Here is a 19,120-nt window from a genome sequence, read left to right on the forward strand (position 1 = left end):
CGAGGTCGAACGACGCGGGGCGCCGAGTGTGTCTAGTACCAGCCGTTGTTCTGGTGGAAGCTCCAGGCGCCGCAGGGGCTGCCGTAGCGCTCGTTCATGTAGTTCAGACCCCACTTGATCTGCGTGGCGGGGTTGGTGCGCCAGTCGGCACCGGCCGAGGCCATCTTCGAACCCGGAAGCGCCTGGACCAGGCCGTAGGCGCCCGAGGACGGGTTCACGGCCTTGTAGTTCCAGGTGGATTCCTGGTTGATGATGTTCGAGAAGCACTGGAACTGGCCGGACGGCACCATCTGCTGGGCCATGGCCTTGACCTGCGCGACCGTGTACGAGCTCTGGACCGCGAAGTCGCCGGCGTCGCGGGCGGCGGAGCGGCTGGCGGCCTGCTCCTTCTCCTCGCGTTCCTTCTTCGCCTTGGCGTCGGCTTCGGCCTTCGCCTTCTCCGCCTCCGCCTTCTTGGCCTTGGCGTCCTCGGCGGCCTGGATACGGGCCGCTTCCTCGGCCGAGCGCTTGGCGTCGGCGTCGGCGGCGTGGGCGATGGTGTCGGCCTGCTGCGTCAGGGACGCGCTCTGGACCTGCGCCTGCTCGCCGACCGGAATGTCTGCGAGGAGGGTCGCGCCGGACGCGGTCGTCTCGAGGTCGTTCGAGGAGGGGTCGCCAGTGGCAACGCCCACGACTGCGCCAACGGTGGTGACCGCGGTGGCCGAAGCCACAGCGAACCCCCGGACCGAGATCCGGCTCACACGGTGTCCTTCCAGCAGCATCCGCAGTGACCGGGCGGACGCAAAAGTGCCCCTCGACACTGGCCTCCGTGCTGCGCGGTCACTGGAGGCGCGGACCCGTGGGCAACTCCCTTCCGGGGGCTGCCGCGTGATGCTCCGGGCGGCATACGGCGAACGATGGTGGAGTTGTGGTGCTGCGGGTGTACCTCACGGGAGATACAGGTGTGCCGTATGCGGGGCCTGACGGAAAACAGACTCTGCCGGACCCCGACGCCGCAGGGCAATTCTCCGTTGCGTGGGAAAGGTCACACCTGCCATGTCGCCGCTGTTTTCGGCAAAGGCCTGTGCAGCACGACGCCGCCCGGCTAGGCTCCTGGGCCTTTGCCGGGCGGCGTCAACTCACCGTCCCACTATGGGGTTTTTGACTCCTTTACGGCCTGCGCAGCGCCGCTAGAGGTTCTCCAGCATCTCGGTCACCAGCGCGGCGATCGGGGAGCGTTCGGAGCGGTTCAGCGTGACGTGCGCGAAGAGCGGATGGCCCTTCAGCTTCTCGACCACGGCGACCACTCCGTCGTACCGGCCGACCCGCAGGTTGTCCCGCTGGGCGACATCGTGGGTCAGAACGACCCGCGAATTGGCCCCGATCCGGGACAGAACGGTCAGCAGGACATTGCGCTCCAGCGACTGCGCCTCGTCCACGATCACGAACGCGTCGTGGAGCGAACGGCCGCGGATGTGCGTGAGCGGCAGGACCTCCAGCATCCCGCGGTTCAGCACCTCCTCGATGACCGAGCGCCCCGCGACCGACGAGAGGGTGTCGAAGACCGCCTGCGCCCAGGGGCTCATCTTCTCGGCCTCGGTGCCGGGCAGGTATCCGAGCTCCTGCCCGCCCACCGCGTACAGCGGCCGGAAGACCATCACCTTCTGGTGCTGCCTTCGCTCCAGCACCGCCTCCAGGCCCGCGCACAGCGCCAGGGCCGACTTGCCGGTGCCTGCCCGGCCGCCCATCGACAGGATGCCGATCTCGGGGTCGAGGAGCAGGTCCAGCGCGATGCGCTGCTCGGCGCTGCGGCCGTGCAGCCCGAAGGCCTCGCGGTCACCCCGTACGAGCTTCACATTGCCGTCCACCGTGACCCGCCCGAGCGCCTTGCCGCGCTCGGACTGGAGGACCAGCCCGGTGTGCACGGGCAGTTCGGCGGCCTCCGCCACGTAGATCCGCTCCTCCGAGAAGAGCAGGTCCACCTGCTCCCCCGAGAGGGCGAGCTCGCTCATGCCGGTCCAGCCGCCATCGGTGACCGCGAGCTCCGCGCGGTACTCCTCCGCGATCAGCCCCACCGAGGAGGCCTTGATGCGCAGGGGGAGATCCTTCGAGACGACCGTGACGTCGTAGCCCTCGGCCTGGAGGTTGCGGGCGACCGCGAGGATCCGCGAGTCGTTGTCCCCCAGCCGGAAGCCCGCGGGCAGGACGCCCGGATCGGCGTGATTCAGCTCGACACGCAGGGTGCCACCCAGATCGCCCAGCGGGATGGGGGCGTCGAGGCGTCCGTACCGTACCCGGAAGTCGTCGAGCAGGCGCAGGGCCTGGCGCGCGAAGTAGCCGAGTTCGGGATGGTGCCTCTTCGCCTCCAGCTCGGTGATCACCACGATCGGGAGCACGACCTCGTGCTCGTCGAAGCGGGAGATCGCGTTCGGGTCTGCCAGCAGGACGCTGGTGTCGAGGACGTAGGTGCGCCTGTCGGGCAGGCGGCGCTTTGTGCTGGTCACCACGGAAGGACGTACCCCCTCGGAAGAGGTCGGGCCATGAAGACCGGACCGGTCATCGGCACCCATGCCAGGGCCGATTTCCGGCCCTCCACTGCGTCCGTGCGAACCGCACGTGCGTCCTGGTGCAAAGGGCCTCCCGGGCGGACGACCCCATGCCGTCCGCTGAGACTCGACACCCGTGGATCGGGCATCGACCTGCATGGGGTATTCCCCGAACAAGCCAGGACATGCCTTGGCATATGACGGACGCTCGGTTAATCCCTGGTGAAGGATGGGGGGAGGGGGCGGGCGCCGGGGCCGAGGGGGCGTCAGGGGAGCCGGGATCAGGTGCCGTAGCGCCGGTGGCGTGCCGCGTAGTCCCGCAGGGCCCGGAGGAAGTCGACCTTCCTGAAGGCCGGCCAGAAGACCTCGCAGAAGTAATACTCCGAGTGCGCGCTCTGCCACAACATGAATCCGGACAGCCGCTGCTCGCCGCTGGTGCGGATGACGAGGTCCGGGTCGGGCTGGCCGCGCGTGTAGAGGTGCTCGGCGATGTGGTCGATGTCCAGGATCTCGGCGAGCTCCTCGAAGGAGGTGCCCTTCTCCGCGTGCTCCAGCAGCAGGGAGCGGACCGCGTCGGCGATCTCCTGGCGGCCTCCGTAGCCGACGGCGACGTTGACCAGTATCCCGTCGACGTCGTGGGTGGCCTGCTCCGCCTCCTTGAGGACGCTCTGGGTCCGCGCGGGCAGGATGTCGAGATTGCCGACGTGGTGGACGCGCCAGCGGCCGTCGGCGGCGAGGCCCCGTACGGTGTTCTCGATGATGTTGAGCAGCGGGCGGAGCTCGACCTCCGGCCGGTCCAGATTGTCCGTGGACAGCATCCAGAGGGTGACGACCTCGACGTCCGTCTCGGTGCACCAGCCCAGCATCTCGGAGATCTTGTCGGCTCCGGCCTGGTGGCCCTGCTCCGTCGTACCTCCGGACGCCTTCGCCCAGCGCCTGTTCCCGTCCAGGATGACGCCGATGTGCTTGGGCGCCGCATCATGGTCGAGGCGGCCTTCCACCCGGCGTGCGTAGAGCCTGTACACCAGGTCGCGCAGCTTCACGATCTTCCAGCCCCTCCGTGCAATGCCCCCGTGCGAATTGCGGTCTCCCCGAGGTCGCCACATTACTGCGCGACGGGATCCGGTACCCAACTCGGTCTGTCACAGGTCCGTGATAGGGAGGACAACGTGACTGATAACAATCCCTATCGGGCAGAGCCCTCGCGCTACGACTCCATGGAGTACCGGCGCACCGGCCACAGCGGCCTCAAGCTCCCCGCCATCTCCCTCGGCCTCTGGCACAACTTCGGTGACGACACGTCACTGTCGTCCCAGCGCGCGATCCTGCGCCGGGCCTTCGACCTCGGCGTCACCCACTTCGACCTGGCCAACAACTACGGCCCGCCCCCCGGTTCGGCCGAGCTCAACTTCGGAAAGATCTTCGCGCAGGACTTCGCGTCCCACCGCGAGGAGCTGGTCCTCTCCACCAAGGCCGGCTACCTGATGCACTCCGGGCCGTACGGCGAGTGGGGCAGCCGCAAGTACCTGCTCGGCTCGCTCGACGCCTCGCTGAAGCGGATGGGCGTGGACTACGTCGACATCTTCTACTCGCACCGCTTCGACCCGGACACCCCACTGGAGGAGACCATGGGCGCCCTCGCGTCCGCGGTCCAGCAGGGCAAGGCGCTGTATGCCGGCGTCTCCTCCTACACGGCGGAGCAGACCGCCGAGGCGGCGCGGATCCTGCGCGAGATGGGGGTACGGCCGCTGATCCACCAGCCCTCGTACTCCATGATCAACCGCTGGACGGAGGAGGACGGGCTGCTGGACACCCTGGAGGAGGCCGGCATGGGCTGCATCTCCTTCGCTCCGCTCGCCCAGGGACTGCTGACCGGCAAGTACCTGAAGGGCATCCCGGCGGGCTCGCGCGCCACGCAGGGCAAGTCCCTCAACCCCGACCTGCTGTCCGACGAGGTGGTCCGCCGGCTGAGCGGGCTGAACGACATCGCCGCGCGCCGCGGCCAGTCGCTGGCGCAGCTGGCGCTGAAGTGGGTGCTCCGCGACGAGCGGATGACCTCGGCGCTGATCGGCGCGTCGAGCGTGAAGCAGCTGGAGGAGAACGTGGCCGCGCTGGCCGGTGCGCCGCTCTCGGAGCAGGAGCTGAAGGAGATCGACTCCTACGCCGTCTCCACCCCCGGCACGAACATCTGGGCCCAGCGCGGCTGACCTGCCTGCGCTTTCGGCGCGGCACCAGACCGAAGGGGCGAGGAAACGAAAAACGGGCCGGTCCGTGGGGGGGATACGGACCGGCCCGAGGGGGGGGGTTCCACCATAACCCTTCGTAAAGCGTGATGCGTGCATTGCCGCGACACGATTACGCTCCGGAGCCGCCCAGGGGCAGTCCGGTGAAGGCACCGGCGGCCATGAAGGGTCGAAGGCATCCCTGCCAGCGGGCGGCGGAGCCGCGCGGCACAAGGGCGAGGCCGTAGTGGGAGCCGTAGAGCGCGCCCGGGAAGGCGCCTGCGGCCCATACCCCCCGGCCGTACCACCCAAGAGTGATGCCCGGCGAGAGCGCCGGCTTGACGTCGCCGGGTGCACAGACCCCACCGCCTAAGGTGGCGGCCATGGCGCACTGGCAGGACGGCGAGGCCACCCTCAGGATCGGCGGCCACCCCATGGCGACTCCACCGGAGGCCTCGCCGCAGATCCCGCCGGAGATCCCGCTGGAGATCCCGCTGGAGATCCCGCTGGAGATCCCGCTGGAGATCGCCTCCTCCTACCGGGCCCGGACCTGCGGGCTGCTCGGCCGGGACGGCATCGCCGGGGCCATGCTGCTCACCCCCGCGGCCGGCGTCCACACCTTCCGGATGCGGTTCGCGATCGACGTGGCCCACCTGGACCGCAATCTGGACGTGATCGCCCTGACCACCATGGCGCCCGGACGGCTCGGGCTGCCGCGGCTCCGCTCCCGGCACGTACTGGAGGCCGAGGCGGGCGCGATGGCCCGCTGGGGGCTGCGGGTCGGAACCCGAGTGAACGTGGACGTACCCGGGCGTCTCGCGCGCGGCTAGGCGGTGTCGCCCCCCGGCGGTAGGTTGGGGCGGTTGAGCTGGGGTGGGAGGGGAGCGGCATGACGGAGAACGCGCGGATCAAGGCGCTGGAGCAGATCATGCCGGCGACGCACGGCGCCGACGAGGACATCGACTGGCAGGCGGTCGAGGCGGCCTGGGGAACCCGGTTCCCGGCCGACTTCGTCGCCTTCATGGGCCGCTTCGGCGCGGGCTCCATCAACGGCGAGGCCAGCATCCTGCTGCCGCTGCCCAAGCCGGGGCTCCAGTGGGAGCCGGCCGGGATGGCGGAGGAGACCGAGAACGCCCGGCAGGCCTGGATCGCGGCGGGCGGCCGGTCCGCCTTCGACGTGGACCCGGAGTCGATCATCGCCTGGGGCGTCACCGGCGGGTCGGACATCCTGTGCTGGCTCACCACCGACCCGGACCCGGACCGGTGGCCGGTTCTGGTGTGCGGGCGGCACACCGCCGACTCCTTCGCGGTGTACCCGTACGGCATGGCCGAGTTCCTCCACCTCCTCTGTTCGGACGAGTTCGACATGAGCCCCGTCGGCATCACCTTCTGGGACGGCGGCCACCTCAGCTTCGTGCACTGGCGCAAGGCCCAGCGCCGCTGGCAGGAGGGCCGCAATCCGGAGACGGGCGAGCCCGACCCGTACGCCGGCGAGTTCGCCGACTAGGTAGTGGACCGGCCGACCGGTCCGACGACATCTGGCCGACTCGCTCTCCCCGGCCTCTGAGCCCGTTTCCCCGCCGGAAACGGGCTTTTCGGCATGTCTCGCCGCGTCTCGCCCCCTCTCCGCCCGTCCCACGGCATCTCACCGCTTCTCGCCGCGTCTACGCGCGTCCACGGTGTCGATCACATATCGGAAAACACCAGTGGGAAAGGCCCCAGTTGGAGCATTGACCACAAGTGCCGCCCCAATGGAATCAACTACCCCTCCGTCAGGAGAGAATTCCGGCCAACGGGCCCACGGAGGGACACCTCAGCCCGGAGCAACTCATAAGTAACAACGAGATCCAAAAGAAAACCAGGGGACACACCCGTGCGACGAAGAATGTTCGGCACGGCCGCCACCACGGTCGTACTAGGTCTGCTGATACCTCTGTCCGGATGCGGAGGTTCCGATGACGACGCGGGTGACGCCGAGACGCTGCGCCTGGTCGCGGCGGAATACGGCGACACCGAGGCCACCAGTTCCAAGGCCTTCTGGGACAAGGTGACGGGCGATTTCACCGCCGCCAACCCCGGAATCAAGGTCGAGGTGCAGCTCCTGCCGTGGGCCGACATCGACCGCGAGGTCTCCCGTATGGTCAAGGCCGGCAATGCGCCCGACATCGCCTTGATGGGCTCCTATTCGGACTTCGCGGCCCAGGGCAAGCTCTATTCGGCGGACGAGCTCCTCTCCGTCACCACCGAGGCGAACTTCCTCCAGCCGCTCGCCGAAGCCGGCTCGTTCCGCAGCACCCTCTACGGTCTGCCCTTCGTCGCCAGCAGCCGCCTCCTCTTCTACAACCAGGGACTGTTCGCCAAGGCCGGCGTCAGTGCGCCCAAGACCTGGTCCGAGCTCAAGTCCGCGGCCAAGGCACTCAAGGACAAGGGCGTGAAGTTCCCGTACGCCATGCCGCTCGGCCCGGAGGAGGCGCACGCCGAGGCGATGATCTGGGAGCTGAGCAACGGCGGCGGATACGCGGACAGCAGCGGCAATTACAGCCTGGCCTCGGACCAGAACATCCATACGTGGCGCTGGGTCAAGGAGAACCTCGTCGGCCCCGGTCTGACCGGCCCCGTCCCGCCGGCCCAGCTCAACCGTGCCGACGCCTTCGCCGCGTTCCTGCGCGGTGAGGTCGGCATGCTCAACGGTTACCCGTCCCTCGCCCACGAGGCGCGCGCCAAGGGCATCGGCGTCGGCACGGTCGCCATGCCGCTCTCGGACTCGCTCGCCGGGGAATCGGCGCCGACCGTGGGCGTGGCCGACTGGATGATGGCCTTCAAGCAGAGCGGCAACCGCGAGGAGATCGGCCGGTTCCTGGAGTTCCTCTACCAGGACAAGAACCTGACGGACTTCGCCGGCCGCTACCACCTGCTGCCGTCCACCGTCACCGCCGCGCGCAACCCCGCGGGCGGCGGCCTCGACAAGACGGACGAGCAGTTCCTGACCGCGCTGCGCGGCGCCCAGCTCTACCCGGTGAACGACCCGTCCTGGGTGACGGTGAGCGACACCATCAAGCGCAACATCGGCCGCGCCGTGGAGCCGGCCGGGGACCCCAAGCTGGTCCTGGAGGAGATCGCCGTCAAGGCGCGCGAGGCCGGCAAGAAGCACTGACGAAGAAGACGCGAGGACGAGAAGCTCGGAAAGGCCCCTTCGACACGGGACTTTCGCCCCCTGCCGCACCCCACCCCGTGCGGCACCATGGCTGCTACGGCACTTGATCCGAGGCCGTGGTCCAGTCGCCCGCCGAGCACCCACAAGGTGCGCGGGGCGGCCGGCCGCAGTGGTGGCCCGTGACCGGGCTGCCGTCGTCGGCCCGCCCGTCGCCTATCTGCCCGTCGTCGGCCCGCCCGTCACCCGCCCGTCGTCGGCCGGCTCCTCACCGCTCTGCTTCGGTCACTGCTGTCCGATGGTCGGAGAAAACGCCGTACGGTGCTGCTCGCAACTGGAGTTCCAGCCCAGGGTGCCCGTGAGCGTCCCGTAACCGGAACGTGTGACCGACCATTCCACCGTGTACTCGCCGGTGTCACACGCGATCCGCTTGCCGCCGGCCACCTTCGCCCGCCCCGTCGCCGGCTTCCCGCTCAACTCCTGATGCACCTCCCCCACCTTGGCCCGGTCCGAGCCGCGTCGCAGCACGGCGTGCACGACGATCGGGTGACCGCCCTTCTTGGTGGTCACCGCCTTCTTCACCACCGTCGAGTCCGAGACGGCCCAGGCGAACTCGTACGAGGGCTGCCACGCCAGGGTCTTGGGGTCGGGGGCCTGCCGCTCCCGTTCCGGGGCGCCCGGGGGGCCGGGGCGGGTGACCGTCTTGTACTGGATCCCGGGGTGGAATCGGAACTGCCCTTCCACCTTGTGCATCTCGTCCTTGGTCCACATCGACTTCATGGTCTTTTCGCCGCCGGACGGGTCCTGGAGGTACTCCGTTCCCTCCGCGGCGGTGGCGGCCTGACCGAGGGCGGGGGCGAGGGCTGCCGCGGTGGCGGCGAGGGCGAGAGCGGCGGTGCGAATGCGCTTCATGCCGGGTCCAACGGGCTCCCCGGCAGGGCGGAACGACGCCCGGCGCGCTTTCACCCGTACGGGAGGCGCGTCGCCCACGGCGACCTGACGAAACCCCGCCGGTCTGAAATATCAGCTGATCAACTGCCGCCGGGCCGTGCGGAGACGGCACGACGAAAGCGATCAACGCGGGGATCAGATGAGCGTGAACGGCGCGGTGATGCGGCGGCCCGGTAGCGGGCTCCGCGCATCAGGCCTGACCGGTCTCGAAGCGGCTGACGCGCCCGTCGGGGGTGACGTCGAAGCGCCAGGCGGTGCGCATCGCGCCCCAGGTGTCGTTGCGGTAGTCGACGATGAGGGCGCGGCCGCCGTCGGACTCGGATTCGACCGCCATGTGGCCGCCGGAGGAGAAGATCTCCTTCTCCGCCCACTGGGTGAGGTCGCGGTCCGAGCCGTCGTCGGACATGGTCGCGTCCGGGGTGAGTGCGGCGGCGAAGGCGTTCTGGTCGCCCGCGTTCACGGCGGTGACGAAAGCGCGGACGGCGGGGTCGGAGAGCCGGCTCGGGTCGATCACGGGGACCTCCTGGTCGTACGGGGCTGCGTGCGCGACCAGGGAACACCGTGGACGGCGCTGCGGCGTCGACCCTCACCCGTTCGCCGCCGGACGGCGTGTCACGACGGGTCGGCAGCGGTGCGGACCGGGAAACCGGTCGGCCGGCCCTGGTCCTTCAGCCAGGCCAGCACCTGGTCGAGCGCCTCCACGGTCTGTGCGCGGTTGCCGCCGCCGTCGTGGAAGAGCACCGTCGGGCCGTTGCCGATCTCGCGCTTCACGGTGTCGACGATGGCGCCGACGCCCGGCTTGCCGAAGTCCTTGGTGTCGACGTTCCAGCCGAGCGGCCGCATGCCGTTCGCGGCGGCGGTGCGCCGGCTGCCGGGGGTGAACGCGCCGCCGGGGGCCCGGTAGTAATCGACCGTCGCGGAGGCGCCCGCGGCCCCTTCGATGAGCTTCTTCGCATCCAGGATCTGCTGCTCCTGGTAGGCGAGGGGCTTCTGGTCCATGGCGGTGTCGTGGTCCATGGTGTGGTCGCAGAGCCGGTGGCCGGCCGCGACGACCTTCTTGACCAGGTCCGGGTTGGCCGAGGCCTGCGGGCCGACCATGCAGAAGGTCACCTTCACGTCGTACTTCGCCAGTACGTCGAGCGCCTTCGGGGTCCACCGGGGGTCGGGGCCGTCGTCGATCGTGATGTTGACGGCGTCCGCGCCGTTCTCCGACGCGTGGGCGATGCCCTCGGGTATCTGCTCCCGCTCCTGCGGTGGCGGCGCGTCATCGGCGTGGCCGCCCGTACCGCCGGTGCCGCCAGGGCCGCTGTTCCCGCCGTCCCCGCCGGCGTCGTTCTGGCGGGACACCATCCGGTGGGAGGCGGCGTGGTCCGGGTCCACGACGGCCACCAGTCCCCCGATCGCCGCTGCCACGACGGCAACCGCCGCCACGACGGACATCCAGGTCCGGATACCCCTTCGCCTGCTCGTACGCGCCTTGTGCCGCTTCTTCATTCGGGCGTCCACTCCCCATCCGCCTTGTGAGCGTTCTGTGGGTCAGACGTTCGGTGCCATGGGAAGGTTCCCGGCAATTCCCCCATAAAATCCCTGTAATGGGACTTTAGTCCTCGACCACCCCGAATCCGTGCGCCGGCCCGTCGTCTCAAACACCCCCGACCGGCTCGGAGTTCCTCAGCCCCACCACGCCGAAAAGGCCCGGCCCCCGGTGGATTCGCACACCCACCGGGGGCCGGGCCGACTGTCGCGGAGCACTCAGTGCGCGACGGTCTCCTGCGGAGTGCGGGCCGCCTTGCCGCCGCCGTCGCCGTCGGCCTCACCGCTCGCGCCGCCGGCCGGGGCCGGACCCGCGCCCCGCAGCGGGACCTCCTTGACGAACCAGGCCGCCACGAAGCCCAGTACCGCGATGGCTGCACCGAGCAGGAACGCGGAGTGCGTACCGGCGGCCACCGCGTACTGGTAGGCCTCGCGTACGGCCTCCGGCAGTTTGGCGAGGCTCGCCGCGTCCAGCTGGGCGGAGCCCGCGGCTCCGGCGGCCTCCGGGCCCAGGCGGTCGGACATGGTGTGGGTGACCTGGGTGGTGAAGAGGGAGCCCATGAGGGCCACGCCGAAGGAGCCGCCGAGCGTACGGAAGAGGGTCGCCGAGGAGGACGCGACGCCCATGTCCTTCATGTCGACGCTGTTCTGCGCGACCAGCATGGTGATCTGCATCAGGAAGCCGAGCCCGGCCCCGAGGACGGCCATGTACACGCCGGACACCAGGCGCGAGGTGCTCGTGTCCATCGTCGCGAGCAGGAACAGTCCGACGACCATGAGCGCGCCGCCGACGATCGGGAAGATCTTGTACTTGCCGCTACTGGTGGTGATGCGGCCCGCGACGAGCGAGACGGCCATCATCGAGAGCAGCATGGGCAGGAGCAGCAGGCCCGAGTTGGTGGCGGAGGCGCCCTGCACCGACTGCTGGAAGAGCGGGAGGTAGAGCACGCCGCCGAACATCGCGAAGCCGACCAGGAAGCCGATCACGGACATGAGGGTGAAGTTGCGGTTGCGGAAGATGTGCAGCGGCATGACCGGCTCGGCGGCCTTGGTCTCGGCGTAGAGGAACCCGGCGGTGGACAGGACACCGACGGCGATCAGCGCGAGTATCTCGCCGGAGCCCCAGGCGTACTCGGTGCCGCCCCAGGTCGTGACCAGCACGGTGGAGGTGATGGCGACGGTCAGCAGCGCCGCGCCCAGGTAGTCGATGCGCGGGCGCTTGCCCGGTTCCGCCTTCTTGGGCAGGTGCAGGACCGCGGTGACCATGGCGAGGGCCACCGCGCCGAGCGGCAGGTTGATGTAGAAGGACCAGCGCCAGCCCCAGTGGTCGGTGATGGTGCCGCCGACGAGCGGGCCTCCGATCATGGCGAGGGCCATTACGCCGGCCATCATGCCCTGGTACTTGCCGCGCTCGCGGGGCGGTATCAGGTCGCCGATGATCGCCATGACGCCGACCATGAGACCGCCGGCGCCGAGGCCCTGGATCGCGCGGAAGCCGATCAACTGGCCCATGTCCTGGGCCATGCCGCTGAGCGCCGAGCCGATCAGGAAGATGACGATCGAGGTGAGGAAGGAGCCCTTCCGCCCGTACATGTCGCCGATCTTGCCCCAGATGGGAGTGGAGGCGGCGGTGGCCAGCGTGTACGCGGTGACCACCCAGGAGAGGTGTTCGAGGCCGCCGAGCTCACCGACGATCGTGGGCATCGCGGTGCCGATGATCATGTTGTCGAGCATGGCCAGCAGCATGGCGATCATGAGCGCCATGAGGACGACACGCACGCTGCGGGGCTTCACCTCCTTGGAGGTTGCCGCCGTCTTCACTGTCTCGCCCATGTCCGCTCCCCTGGCACTGCTGACCGGTCCTTCTTCCCCGCACCGGCACCTACTTGCCGACCGGCTAGTTCACTACACTGGGGACGGTAGACCCGTAACTAGCCGGGCGTCAAGTAAGTAAGTTTGGGGAGAGCCATGTCCAGCAGCAGTCCGCAGCAGCGCCGTGGAGACACGCGTCAGCGCATCCAGGACGTCGCGCTGGAGCTTTTCGCCGAGCAGGGGTACGAGAAGACGTCGCTGCGCGAGATCGCGGAGCGGCTGGGGGTCACGAAGGCGGCGCTGTACTACCACTTCAAGACCAAGGAAGACATCATCATCAGCCTCTTCCACGACCTGACGCGGCCGATCGACGAACTGATCGCATGGGCGGAGGAGCAGCCGCGCACCCTGGAGACGAAGCGGGAAGTGCTGCGCCGCTACAGCGAGGCCATGGCGGTGGGCGCTTCGCTGTACCGCTTCATGCAGGAGAACCAGGCGACGATGCGCGAGCTGAGCATCGGTGAGACGGTGAAGAAGCGGCTCTTCCGCCTGGTGGAACTCCTGCGCACGGAGGACGGCCCCCTGAAGGACCAGGTGCGCTGCGTCAGCGCCCTGTTCACGCTGCACGCCGGAATGATGTTCCTCCAGCACGTGGAGGGCGACCCGGAGGAGACCCGCCAGGCAGCCCTGGAGGTCGCCACGGAACTCATCACCCAGGCGCACGGCCGCCCCTGAAGGGCCGGCCGCCCGCAGCGGCGGGATCCCGCGGCGCCGCCCTCACCGTCCGCGGGGTGAGCCGGCGACTGGACCCCCCGCCGCCCCATCCCGCAGACGGCGCTCGGATTCCGCGATGGGGACGTCGTTGATGCTGGCCTCGCGGCGGCGCATCAGGCCGTCGGGGGCGAACTCCCACTGCTCGTTGCCGTGGCTGCGCCACCACTGGCCGGCGGAGTCGTGCCACTCGTACTCGAAACGCACGGAGATGCGGTTGCCGGTGTACGCCCAGAGCTCCTTGCGGAGCCGGTAGTCGAGCTCGCGCTCCCACTTCTCGGCGAGGAAGCCCCGGATCTCGGCGCGGCCGGTGAGGAAGCGGTCGCGGTTCCGCCAGACCGAGTCCTCGGTGTACGCGAGGGCCACGCGCTCGGGATCGCGGGTGTTCCAGGCGTCTTCCGCCGCCTGCACCTTGGCCCGGGCGGACTCCTCGGTGAACGGCGGCACGGGCGGACGTACTACGGCGGCGGTCATGACGAACCCTCTCGCGTCCCGGCTGGAAGAACGATCGTCCTCACAGTAGAGAACGACCGTTCTCTCCACAAGTGACGACTGGACTACGCTGCCTCCATGGACGACGAAGAGGCCCGCACCCGACTGCTCGACGCCGCGGAGGCGCTCTTCTACGCCCACGGCATCCAGGCCGTCGGCATGGACCGCATCCGCACCGAGTCGGGGGTCCCGCTCAAACGGCTCTACCGCGTCTTCCCGGCGAAGGAATCCCTGATCACGGCCTACCTGGAGCGCCGCGACCGCCGCTGGACGGCCGGCCTGCGGGATGCGGTGACGGGCGCCCCGGACCCGGTGGCGGCGGTCTTCGACTGGCTGGCGGACTGGTTCTCGGAGCCGGACTTCCGGGGCTGCGCGTTCTTGAACGCGTACGGGGAACTGGGCACGGGACCCGCCGGAGTACTGGACGTCGTACGCCGCCACAAAGCCGAACTCCACGCCCTGCTCACCGACCTGGCCGGCCCCGGCCACGAGACCCTGGCGGACCAGCTCATGATCCTGGTGGAAGGCGCCACGGTGGTGGCAGCCCTGAACCCCGGCCCCGAACCGGCCCACCGCGCCCGCGAGGCGGCCGCGCTGCTCGTGGCTACTTGTCGCTGCGCGGGAAAGTGATCTCGACGCGGCGGTTCTTCTTGCGGCCCTCTTCGGTGCTGTTGTCGGCGATCGGATAGTCCTCGCTGTACCCGCGGACGTCGAAGACGACGCTCGGGTTCACCACGGTCTTGGCCAACTCCGCCTGCACGGCATCGGCGCGCTGCTTCGACAGCTCCTTGCCGTGCTCGTAACTCCCCTGGTCGTCGGTGAACCCGAAGACCCGCACCCGGGTGGCCTTCTGCTGATTGATCTCGTTGGCGACGGCCTGTATCCGCGCGGCCGCCTGCGCGTTGAAGACAGCGCTGTCCTCCGGGAACAACACCTCGGACTGCAGCGCCGTCATGACGGTCTGATTGGTCTCCTGCCGCCGCTGCTCACCCCCGAGGTCCTCCACCACCTCGGCGATGTCGAGCACCTTGGCGGGGGCGAGCGTCCCGCCTTGCGGGATCTTCAGCCCGGGCGAATTGGAGTCGATGGGCACGGGCGCGGAGGCCGACGGCTCGGCGCCGGGGGGTACGGAGGGCTTGACTTCGTCGGCGTGTGCGCTGCTCGCGCCCATGAGGTGGGCCCCGGCGACGACGAGACCGACGATGGCCGTGGCTGCGGAGGCGCGGAGGTGTGTGGTCATGGGGTCACCCAGAGATTTTGATGGTGGCCGTGGCGAAGGTGGGGAGGTTGAAGTCGACCTCGGTGGTGGTGGTCGGTGGCGCCGGGAACTGGGCGAAGAAGGGGATGGTCGCGCCGCGCTCGATGAGGGCGATACCCGTGGTGCACAAGCACCTGCCGTCTGTGTCTCGCAGTACGTAGTAGCGCTTCTTCCCAACCTTGTCGATCACAGTCACTCCCGCAATCGACGTCCCGCTCTGCGTCAGTTCGTTGCCTCTCCAAGAAGAAGTCTTCACATAGTCGGCGGCGCCGCCATTCTTGAGCTGGCCGCTGACGGTCAGGAATCCGCCCGAATCACGAGACGCCGAATTGACCGTCAGCACCATGCCGTCCTCGCCGTTCGCAACAGCCAGGACCTGCGTCGGCGCAGGGCTCGCGCTGCCGTCCGGGCTGGGCGCCTGGGGAGCACCGCTCTGCGGCTTGGCCTCGGCAGATTTCTGAGGCACCTGCGACTTGCCGTCATCGCCACCGCCACATCCGGCCAGCCCGAGGGCGAGGACCGCCACAATCGCAGCGGCGACTCCCCCACGAATCTTCACCCTGTGCCGAATCCTCATCTACGCAGCTTCCTTTTCTCGTTCACCATCAGTCGACCAGTCGGACATCGAAGAGACTCTTAGCCAACGTGCCCCACGGCTCAGGCTTCAAGGGATCTATGACAACGTCCGCACCTCGACAATCAAGGTGTACAGACGCCGGCTTCGGCTCCTCAGCGGGCAGCGACCCGAGCGTGCATCGCGGTTCGACCACTGCCGTGGCGGTGGCCTTGCCGTGGATAGCGCCAGTTCCCGGGATGACCGAGTCGCCGACCGTTCCCTTCGTCTCCGCCTCAACCGTGAACCGGAGAAGCGCACGCTTGCAACTGACCGTGGCGTCGTTTCTTGCGGCGAAGTCCTCTGCCTTACCGCAGGCACGCTCCGGGTGGTCAAAACGACCACCCAGGAGGAAGTCCTCCCAGTCCTTCGGCTGGAAGGTTGCGAAGTCCATGCCTGGCGTCAGATGGCTCCTGGCATCTCGGGCAGCCGCGAGCGCAGCCGCATCAGCAGCACCCTGCGCATTGCTACGCGTCACTCCTGCGCGGCCGACAACGAAGAGGGCGAACGCAGCAAAGAGCAGACCCGCCACCACTACGACGTAGATGGGGAAAGCCTGCCCTCGGTCGTTCAGTGTGCCGTCGTCTGTCACTTGCCGGCTGTGATCGAAGCGATCTGGGCCGTGATCTTGGCGGTGATCGTCTGCCCGATGCCCGTGCCGACGATCGCTCCGATGATGACCACGACCACCAGGATGATGCCCAGGTATTCGAACGCCGTCTGGCCGCGATCCCTCGCGCCCTTGCCCGCGTACCGCTTCCGCGTCCTCGCCAGGGTGTTGTGCAACATGGGGGTTCCCTCCCGGGCCGGTGCCGCTGTTGGTCTGCGGACGGTACGGCGTGTCACGGGTGGTTACCAAGGGTCCCGGGGCCCAATTACGGACCCATCGCGCACGCTGTCTACCCATGACCGGTCACTCCTGGACGGGCGGTTCCCAGCCAGCGGGCTATCGCCTCGCTGCGGGTGGTGCTCTGGAGCTTCGCGAAGATGCGGTTGATGTGGTTCTTGACCGTCTTCTCGCTGATGAAGCACGCGGCGGCGATCTGCTGGTTACTCATTCCGGACGCGATCAGGTCCATGATCTCCACCTCGCGAGAACTCAGTCCGAATGCAACGGAGTTGTGCACGCGCTCAGAAGACTGTGCCACAGTTCGTTGCGGATGCGAAGAGGACCGCAGTTCCGCGAGGAGTGCGCTCGCGGCCGTCGGGGTGAAGTGGGGGCGGCCCTCGCGGACGTCGCGGACCGCGCGGAGCAGGTCGTCGGCCGTGAACTCACCGTGGACGAGGTAGCCGCCCGCGCCCAGCAGCAAGGCCTCCCGTACGTGGTCCGCTTCCTGGCTGTACGTCAGCATCAGTACGGGAGCCAGCTGCACCAGGTGCGGGAGCGCCGAGATGCCGTCCACGCCCGGCATCCGGACGTCCAGCAGGATCACGTCCGGGGTGTGGAGCCGGGTGAGGTGCAGGGCCTCGCGGCCGTCGGTCGCCACCGCCGCCACCTCGATGCCCTCGGCGGTGGCCATGAGCGCGGCCAGGCCGGCTCGTACGACCGGGTTGTCGTCGGCGATCAGGACTCTGAGCGGCATCACAGGCCCCTCTCCGAAGCGACGGCCGCCAGCGGCAAGGCGACGCGCACTCGGGTCCCCCGGCCGGCCGGGCGGGGGCCGATGTCGATGCGGGCTCCGATCGCGGCCGCGCGTTCCGCCATGCCGATCAGGCCGAAGTGGCCCGTGCGTCGGAGTGCGGCCGGGTCGGCCCCGGTGTCGGGCAGGCCGTGCCCGTCGTCCTCGACCGTCAGGGTCAGGTGGGGGCCGTCGACGGCCGCCTCGACCACGACGCGGTCCGCGTCCGCATGACGGCGGGCGTTCTCCAGCGCCTCCGAGGCCACGCAGACGACGTGGCGTGCCACCGTGGCCGGGACGACCGGCATGGCTCCCGAAACGCGGAACTCCGCACCGGCGGCGGAGCACAGGGCGCCTAGTTCCGATGCGAGCGAGACGGGGACGGTCACGAGCACGGGCACGGGGACGCTGACGCTGACGCCCGGAGCGTTCGGATCCCGGCGCAGGTCCGTCAGGAGTTCGCGGGATTCCGCCGCCGCGCGGCGGGCCGCGTCGGCGATCAGGTCGGCCTGGCGGCGGACGGCCGCCGGGTCGGTGGTGCGGGACAGGGCTTCCGCCGCCAGGGCCAGGCCGTGGAGGGTCTTGGACACCGAGTCGTGCATCTCCCGGGCCAGGCGGGCTCGTTCCTCGCCGACCGCCTCCGTCACGGCGAGCCGGGCCCGCGTCTCGGCCAGAGCCCGGCTCGCCGTGCCGAAGCGGAAGAGGAGGTCGCGCACGCAGACTCCGGCCGCTCCCGCCAGGACGCACAGCAGTGGCAGGGCCAGCCCGTCGGCGACGGCCGCCACCGTGACCGCTTGCGCGGCCGCGTAGAGCGCCGAGCCGCGCCAGCCGTGAACCAGACCGGCCAACAGCGGAGTGCAGAGGGAGACGAGGCCGAGGGGGGACTCGGGCGTGGCCGTCACCAGGAGGAGGGTGCTGAAGGCCATGTCCACTGCCAGGAGCCACCGGCGGCGAAGCAGCAGCGGTCCGATGCGCTCCCAGTCGCGGAAGAGGACGTACGACAGCGTGAAGGTGAGCAGGATCGCGCCGCCCACGAGGTACGTCGGCGCGCCCGGAGCGGTCCGGCCCAGTGCCAGCGGCGCACCCGAGGCGATCATCACCAGCCGGAACGCGAAGACCTGGCGGCACAGCGCCTGGAGCGCGTTCGCCTGGAGCGCGTTCACCTGGAGCGCGGGCGAGGGCGAGGGCGAGAGCGAGGGCGAGGGCTCCGCTGAGCGTACGGAGGCCCGGTCCCGCACGGTGAACGCGGTGAAGCCCGACGAGGTGGCCATGGGTCACCCGCCCCCGAGCATCGCGCCGAAGTCGACGTTCGTGCCGTAGACGAAACCGCACACGAGGAGGATCAACGTGCCCGGCAGCATGAACATGGTGACGGCGAAGGTGGCTTTCGGGACGGCGCGCGCCGCTCGGCGCCGGGCGTTCTGGGCGTCCGTGCGGCGCATGTCCTCGGCGATCGCAATGAGGGTCTCGACGATCGGGGAGCCGAGTTCCTCGCCCTGCTGGAGGGCGGTCACGAACTGGGCGACCTGTTCGGAGTCGTTGCGGCGCCGCAGTTCGTCGAAGGCCTGGCGGCGGCTGACGCCCATGTCCATCTGCTGGAGCGTGATGCGGATCTCGTCCGCCCACGGGCCCTCGTACTTGCCCGCCACCCGGTCCAGCGCCTGCCGGAAGCCGAGGCCGGCGCTCACGACCACCGCCAGCACGTCCAGGAAGTCGGGCAGGGTGCGCTCGATGTGGTCGCGGCGGATACGGATCGCCGACCACAGGCCGACTTCGATCCAGAACAGGCCGAAGGCGACCATGAGCAGGGCCGGTACGAGCTGCCCGTTGATCAGCATCGAGAAGGCGCCGAGCGCGCCCAGCAGGCCGTACACCGCGCGCCGCGCCGCGTACCGGTCGATCGTCAGTCCGGCCGGGTTGCCGGCCATGTCGATCTGGCGGCGCTTGCGTGCGACTTGGTTCGGACCCATCAGGCGCAGGATCAGCGGCGCCCAGCGGATGCCGAGCCGGTCCACGACCGAGCCGACCGCCGTCGTACGGGTGGCTCCGACTTCCAGCGCCAGCGCGAGGTCGGTCGGGAGTTTGACGTCGGCCCGGTAGAGGCGCAGGCCGTGGAAGGCGCCGAAGACCGATGCGGCCAGGGCCGCGGCGAGGAGCAGAGCGATCATGACCG

22 protein-coding genes are annotated in these 19,120 nt (G+C 69.4%); 6 read left to right on the plus strand and 16 right to left on the minus strand.

The window, feature by feature from the left end:
- Window positions 1-32 precede the first annotated feature (32 nt).
- The 3 genes from ABZX75_RS23875 to ABZX75_RS23885 form a co-directional block, all read right to left on the minus strand.
- Window positions 33-761, minus strand: a complete 729-nt coding sequence (locus tag ABZX75_RS23875; RefSeq protein WP_355413749.1) for a transglycosylase SLT domain-containing protein — start codon at window positions 759-761, stop codon at window positions 33-35.
- A 408-nt stretch (window positions 762-1,169) separates the two neighbouring features.
- A complete protein-coding gene (locus ABZX75_RS23880; RefSeq protein ID WP_355413751.1) occupies window positions 1,170-2,486 on the minus strand; it encodes a PhoH family protein in 1,317 nt (438 codons plus the stop codon).
- Window positions 2,487-2,806: 320 nt separating this feature from the next.
- The gene (locus tag ABZX75_RS23885; protein ID WP_355413753.1) at window positions 2,807-3,568 is read right to left on the minus strand and encodes an isoprenyl transferase; all 762 of its coding nucleotides are present in this window, start codon (window positions 3,566-3,568) and stop codon (window positions 2,807-2,809) included.
- 126 nt (window positions 3,569-3,694) lie between these two features.
- On the opposite strand from ABZX75_RS23885, the gene mgrA reads away from it, so the two are divergent.
- Window positions 3,695-4,732, plus strand: coding sequence for an L-glyceraldehyde 3-phosphate reductase (gene mgrA, locus ABZX75_RS23890; protein ID WP_355413755.1), 1,038 nt, complete (start codon window positions 3,695-3,697; stop codon window positions 4,730-4,732).
- Between the two features lie 148 nt (window positions 4,733-4,880).
- On the opposite strand, the gene ABZX75_RS23895 is transcribed toward mgrA, so the two are convergent.
- Window positions 4,881-5,132 carry a hypothetical protein gene (locus tag ABZX75_RS23895; RefSeq protein WP_355413757.1) on the minus strand — a complete coding sequence of 84 codons (252 nt, stop codon included), beginning with the start codon at window positions 5,130-5,132 and terminating at the stop codon, window positions 4,881-4,883.
- Here ABZX75_RS23895 and ABZX75_RS23900 point away from each other — a divergent pair.
- The 3 genes from ABZX75_RS23900 to ABZX75_RS23910 all read left to right on the plus strand — a co-directional run bounded on the left by ABZX75_RS23900 (window position 5,131) and on the right by ABZX75_RS23910 (window position 7,901).
- Window positions 5,131-5,577 carry a DUF192 domain-containing protein gene (locus ABZX75_RS23900; RefSeq protein ID WP_355413759.1) on the plus strand — a complete coding sequence of 149 codons (447 nt, stop codon included), beginning with the start codon at window positions 5,131-5,133 and terminating at the stop codon, window positions 5,575-5,577. The two genes, ABZX75_RS23895 and ABZX75_RS23900, sit on opposite strands and share 2 nt — an antisense overlap.
- Window positions 5,578-5,636: 59 nt before the next feature.
- Complete coding sequence (locus tag ABZX75_RS23905) at window positions 5,637-6,254, plus strand: SMI1/KNR4 family protein (RefSeq protein ID WP_355413761.1); 618 nt, start codon at window positions 5,637-5,639, stop codon at window positions 6,252-6,254.
- Window positions 6,255-6,632: 378 nt separating this feature from the next.
- The gene (locus tag ABZX75_RS23910) at window positions 6,633-7,901 is read left to right on the plus strand and encodes an extracellular solute-binding protein (RefSeq protein ID WP_355413915.1); all 1,269 of its coding nucleotides are present in this window, start codon (window positions 6,633-6,635) and stop codon (window positions 7,899-7,901) included.
- A 282-nt stretch (window positions 7,902-8,183) separates the two neighbouring features.
- On the opposite strand, the gene ABZX75_RS23915 is transcribed toward ABZX75_RS23910, so the two are convergent.
- The 4 genes from ABZX75_RS23915 to ABZX75_RS23930 all read right to left on the minus strand — a co-directional run bounded on the left by ABZX75_RS23915 (window position 8,184) and on the right by ABZX75_RS23930 (window position 12,215).
- Window positions 8,184-8,810, minus strand: a complete 627-nt coding sequence (locus ABZX75_RS23915; RefSeq protein WP_355413763.1) for a hypothetical protein — start codon at window positions 8,808-8,810, stop codon at window positions 8,184-8,186.
- Between the two features lie 229 nt (window positions 8,811-9,039).
- Entirely contained in the window at window positions 9,040-9,363 is a 324-nt protein-coding gene (locus tag ABZX75_RS23920; RefSeq protein WP_355413765.1) for a nuclear transport factor 2 family protein, read from the minus strand.
- A gap of 98 nt (window positions 9,364-9,461) precedes the next feature.
- Window positions 9,462-10,343, minus strand: coding sequence for a polysaccharide deacetylase family protein (locus ABZX75_RS23925; RefSeq protein WP_355413767.1), 882 nt, complete (start codon window positions 10,341-10,343; stop codon window positions 9,462-9,464).
- 258 nt (window positions 10,344-10,601) lie between these two features.
- The gene (locus ABZX75_RS23930; protein WP_355413769.1) at window positions 10,602-12,215 is read right to left on the minus strand and encodes an MDR family MFS transporter; all 1,614 of its coding nucleotides are present in this window, start codon (window positions 12,213-12,215) and stop codon (window positions 10,602-10,604) included.
- Between the two features lie 135 nt (window positions 12,216-12,350).
- Between ABZX75_RS23930 and ABZX75_RS23935 the strand changes: the two genes are divergently transcribed.
- Window positions 12,351-12,929, plus strand: a complete 579-nt coding sequence (locus ABZX75_RS23935; protein WP_355413771.1) for a helix-turn-helix domain-containing protein — start codon at window positions 12,351-12,353, stop codon at window positions 12,927-12,929.
- Between the two features lie 42 nt (window positions 12,930-12,971).
- On the opposite strand, the gene ABZX75_RS23940 is transcribed toward ABZX75_RS23935, so the two are convergent.
- Entirely contained in the window at window positions 12,972-13,439 is a 468-nt protein-coding gene (locus ABZX75_RS23940; protein WP_355413773.1) for a nuclear transport factor 2 family protein, read from the minus strand.
- Between the two features lie 96 nt (window positions 13,440-13,535).
- On the opposite strand from ABZX75_RS23940, the gene ABZX75_RS23945 reads away from it, so the two are divergent.
- Entirely contained in the window at window positions 13,536-14,087 is a 552-nt protein-coding gene (locus ABZX75_RS23945; RefSeq protein WP_355413775.1) for a TetR/AcrR family transcriptional regulator, read from the plus strand.
- Here the strand turns inward: ABZX75_RS23945 and ABZX75_RS23950 are convergent.
- The 7 genes from ABZX75_RS23950 to ABZX75_RS23980 all read right to left on the minus strand — a co-directional run bounded on the left by ABZX75_RS23950 (window position 14,062) and on the right by ABZX75_RS23980 (window position 19,112).
- The gene (locus ABZX75_RS23950) at window positions 14,062-14,697 is read right to left on the minus strand and encodes an OmpA family protein (protein ID WP_355413777.1); all 636 of its coding nucleotides are present in this window, start codon (window positions 14,695-14,697) and stop codon (window positions 14,062-14,064) included. The genes ABZX75_RS23945 and ABZX75_RS23950 overlap by 26 nt on opposite strands.
- Window positions 14,698-14,701: 4 nt before the next feature.
- Window positions 14,702-15,274: a hypothetical protein gene (locus tag ABZX75_RS23955; RefSeq protein WP_355413779.1), complete on the minus strand. Its 573-nt coding sequence runs from the start codon at window positions 15,272-15,274 to the stop codon at window positions 14,702-14,704.
- 46 nt (window positions 15,275-15,320) lie between these two features.
- Window positions 15,321-15,920 (minus strand): pilus assembly protein TadG-related protein, encoded by a 600-nt coding sequence (locus ABZX75_RS23960; RefSeq protein WP_355413781.1) that lies wholly within the window; start codon window positions 15,918-15,920, stop codon window positions 15,321-15,323.
- The gene (locus tag ABZX75_RS23965; RefSeq protein WP_355413783.1) at window positions 15,917-16,117 is read right to left on the minus strand and encodes a hypothetical protein; all 201 of its coding nucleotides are present in this window, start codon (window positions 16,115-16,117) and stop codon (window positions 15,917-15,919) included. Before ABZX75_RS23965 ends, ABZX75_RS23960 begins: the two co-directional genes overlap by 4 nt.
- A gap of 110 nt (window positions 16,118-16,227) precedes the next feature.
- Complete coding sequence (locus tag ABZX75_RS23970) at window positions 16,228-16,911, minus strand: response regulator transcription factor (RefSeq protein ID WP_355413785.1); 684 nt, start codon at window positions 16,909-16,911, stop codon at window positions 16,228-16,230.
- The gene (locus ABZX75_RS23975; RefSeq protein ID WP_355413787.1) at window positions 16,911-18,218 is read right to left on the minus strand and encodes a histidine kinase; all 1,308 of its coding nucleotides are present in this window, start codon (window positions 18,216-18,218) and stop codon (window positions 16,911-16,913) included. Before ABZX75_RS23975 ends, ABZX75_RS23970 begins: the two co-directional genes overlap by 1 nt.
- 3 nt (window positions 18,219-18,221) lie before the next feature.
- Entirely contained in the window at window positions 18,222-19,112 is an 891-nt protein-coding gene (locus ABZX75_RS23980) for a DUF5936 domain-containing protein (RefSeq protein WP_355413919.1), read from the minus strand.
- Between the last annotated feature and the right edge of the window lie 8 nt (window positions 19,113-19,120).

It is taken from the genome of Streptomyces sp. NPDC003038, from assembly GCF_040611115.1.
GTDB lineage: Bacteria > Actinomycetota > Actinomycetes > Streptomycetales > Streptomycetaceae > Streptomyces.

Excerpts from the sequence above, each read along its gene's own strand:
- ABZX75_RS23875 (WP_355413749.1), bottom strand. The coding sequence starts at position 761 with ATGCTGCTGGAAGGACACCGTGTGAGCCGGATCTCGGTCCGGGGGTTC.
- ABZX75_RS23900 (WP_355413759.1), top strand. The coding sequence starts at position 5,131 with ATGGCGCACTGGCAGGACGGCGAGGCCACCCTCAGGATCGGCGGCCAC.
- ABZX75_RS23895 (WP_355413757.1), bottom strand. The coding sequence starts at position 5,132 with ATGGCCGCCACCTTAGGCGGTGGGGTCTGTGCACCCGGCGACGTCAAG.
- ABZX75_RS23905 (WP_355413761.1), top strand. The coding sequence starts at position 5,637 with ATGACGGAGAACGCGCGGATCAAGGCGCTGGAGCAGATCATGCCGGCG.
- ABZX75_RS23910 (WP_355413915.1), top strand. The coding sequence starts at position 6,633 with ATGTTCGGCACGGCCGCCACCACGGTCGTACTAGGTCTGCTGATACCT.
- ABZX75_RS23915 (WP_355413763.1), bottom strand. The coding sequence starts at position 8,810 with ATGAAGCGCATTCGCACCGCCGCTCTCGCCCTCGCCGCCACCGCGGCA.
- ABZX75_RS23925 (WP_355413767.1), bottom strand. The coding sequence starts at position 10,343 with ATGAAGAAGCGGCACAAGGCGCGTACGAGCAGGCGAAGGGGTATCCGG.
- ABZX75_RS23930 (WP_355413769.1), bottom strand. The coding sequence starts at position 12,215 with ATGGGCGAGACAGTGAAGACGGCGGCAACCTCCAAGGAGGTGAAGCCC.
- ABZX75_RS23935 (WP_355413771.1), top strand. The coding sequence starts at position 12,351 with ATGTCCAGCAGCAGTCCGCAGCAGCGCCGTGGAGACACGCGTCAGCGC.
- ABZX75_RS23940 (WP_355413773.1), bottom strand. The coding sequence starts at position 13,439 with ATGACCGCCGCCGTAGTACGTCCGCCCGTGCCGCCGTTCACCGAGGAG.
- ABZX75_RS23945 (WP_355413775.1), top strand. The coding sequence starts at position 13,536 with ATGGACGACGAAGAGGCCCGCACCCGACTGCTCGACGCCGCGGAGGCG.
- ABZX75_RS23950 (WP_355413777.1), bottom strand. The coding sequence starts at position 14,697 with ATGACCACACACCTCCGCGCCTCCGCAGCCACGGCCATCGTCGGTCTC.
- ABZX75_RS23965 (WP_355413783.1), bottom strand. The coding sequence starts at position 16,117 with ATGTTGCACAACACCCTGGCGAGGACGCGGAAGCGGTACGCGGGCAAG.
- ABZX75_RS23970 (WP_355413785.1), bottom strand. The coding sequence starts at position 16,911 with ATGCCGCTCAGAGTCCTGATCGCCGACGACAACCCGGTCGTACGAGCC.
- ABZX75_RS23975 (WP_355413787.1), bottom strand. The coding sequence starts at position 18,218 with ATGGCCACCTCGTCGGGCTTCACCGCGTTCACCGTGCGGGACCGGGCC.